Below are 1,682 nucleotides of genomic sequence, written 5' to 3'. Positions count from 1 at the left end.
CCAGCGTCTGCAGCATCGCGTCCCATACGCCCTGTTCAGCCCAGCGGCGAAAGCCGACATAGGCCGAGTTCCATTTGCCGTCGCGCTCGTACATGTCTCGCCAGGGACAACCTGTGCGCAATACATCGAGCATGCCGTTCAGGAAACGGCGGTTGTCGCCCGCAGGCCGTGTCCACCGGCCTCGCTCAGGCGGCAATAGCGACCCAATCACGTCCCACTCTGCGTCCGATAGGTTTCTGCGATCCATGGCGGCCCCATAAAAAGCAGCCTTGAATCAGAATGCAGCCCTCCGCATACCCCTATTGTCAACGCGACCCATGGAATACTACCATAGCATAAGCGCAGTTATCTGGCGACGATTGCCTCGTACGTTTCTCATCATCCTGACATAAATTCAACGATTATGTCATCAATCTGCCAATGACGATCATTGGGACGTCGACCGGATAAGCGATCTTTCTTGTGACGTCCGGTGATAGCGTCTCAAAAGCCGCGACACACGACATGCTTTGAGTTTCGCCCTCTCTCACCGATGGAGGCGTCGTCTAGCCAAGGCTGCCTCACCTTCTTATCTTTCAATCCGTCTTTGGGTGACGCACAGGGGCCAGTAGTCGCCTGAACGTCCGGATTAATCCGGACTCTGTCGTTTTATAGCGTAACGAAAGGAGCTGCTGGTCCCAATGCCTGTCCTTGATCGGGACTGATTTGAGCACACGATACTATTACCCGCAGTACAATGGACAACGCGCCCTATGAGGCGCAGAATACTCAATCGGAGGAGGTGACATATGCGTTTCGATGCTGACGAAAACGGTGTCCAAAGCGAGATACGTGAACTTATTCAGGAGTTGCAGAGCGATGCCGAAAGACTGAATGTTGCTGCCACAAAGTCCTCAATTCCGGATGATTTTAAACACATGATTGCTAGCCTCGCCGACAAAATCGACGGCATAGCCTCGCTGATTCACTAAATATCAGTATTCATAGGCGATTGGGAGGCCTTGAGCAGTCGCGCGTGCGGACGAAAACTTCGTTCTCGTGCGTTGAAAGCATGAATCAAGAATCCTTTGCAAAGTAGGGATACCGCCTCCATTGCACTTAAGTGCAATGGTGCTATTCGGTTCGAGAGCGTACACGATACGGCGTGGTCGAGTTCGCGACAAATAATGCTCCGGGAGCACATCTGCTACCGGCTCCCCATTTAGTAGTAGCTGCAGCTCTAACAGAAGCGTTATCGCATTGCTGGAGAGAACACCGTACTGCGCTTGATCCGGTATCGCACGGTACTGTCCGCAATGATGGCACTTCCTGTCAGACGTTTACCATTGAGCGGACGGACTGATCCGAGGGAAGGTTGAAGCAACCTAACTGGCTCGGAGACATGAGCGGCCACTTCGATCGTGTCAGGTGATGATACGCTTCTGGCTGTCAACTCTTCGGAGTTTGAGCGCTTTGCCGCATAGAAACCTCTAGGTCACGTTGACAAAAGATCTGATCCAATGTCTTGCGGCCTTTGCGTGATGGAACAACCTGCGGGATCCCATGGATCAGAAGCGCCTGACGGAAAAAGTCGCTGTCATAGCCCCGATCAGCCAGCATCGCCCTCGGGTTTGGAACAAACAACATCAGCAGGGAGTCTGTGGCTTTGTAAGCTGAGACCTGGCCTTTGGTCAGGACGAGTC

2 protein-coding genes and 1 pseudogene are annotated in these 1,682 nt (G+C 53.1%); 1 reads left to right on the top strand and 2 read right to left on the bottom strand.

The window, feature by feature from the left end:
• Positions 1 to 247, bottom strand: a 247-nt coding sequence (locus AA0535_RS10825; RefSeq protein WP_264816151.1) for a transposase, incomplete at its 3' end; no start/stop codon positions are given.
• A gap of 541 nt (positions 248 to 788) precedes the next feature.
• On the opposite strand from AA0535_RS10825, the gene AA0535_RS10820 reads away from it, so the two are divergent.
• A complete protein-coding gene (locus AA0535_RS10820) occupies positions 789 to 971 on the top strand; it encodes a hypothetical protein (RefSeq protein WP_264816149.1) in 183 nt (60 codons plus the stop codon).
• 457 nt (positions 972 to 1,428) lie between these two features.
• Here AA0535_RS10820 and AA0535_RS10815 read toward each other — a convergent pair.
• Positions 1,429 to 1,682: pseudogene (locus tag AA0535_RS10815) on the bottom strand (hypothetical protein); the annotation flags it as partial.

Origin of the sequence: Asaia krungthepensis NRIC 0535, assembly GCF_025995175.1 — a bacterium.
GTDB lineage: Bacteria > Pseudomonadota > Alphaproteobacteria > Acetobacterales > Acetobacteraceae > Asaia > Asaia krungthepensis.
The sequence above is the reverse complement of the archived record's forward strand: the minus strand, read 5'-3'. Positions and strand labels throughout refer to the sequence as shown.

Coding starts and splice junctions, on each gene's coding strand:
- AA0535_RS10820 (WP_264816149.1), top strand. CDS start 789: ATGCGTTTCGATGCTGACGAAAACGGTGTCCAAAGCGAGATACGTGAA.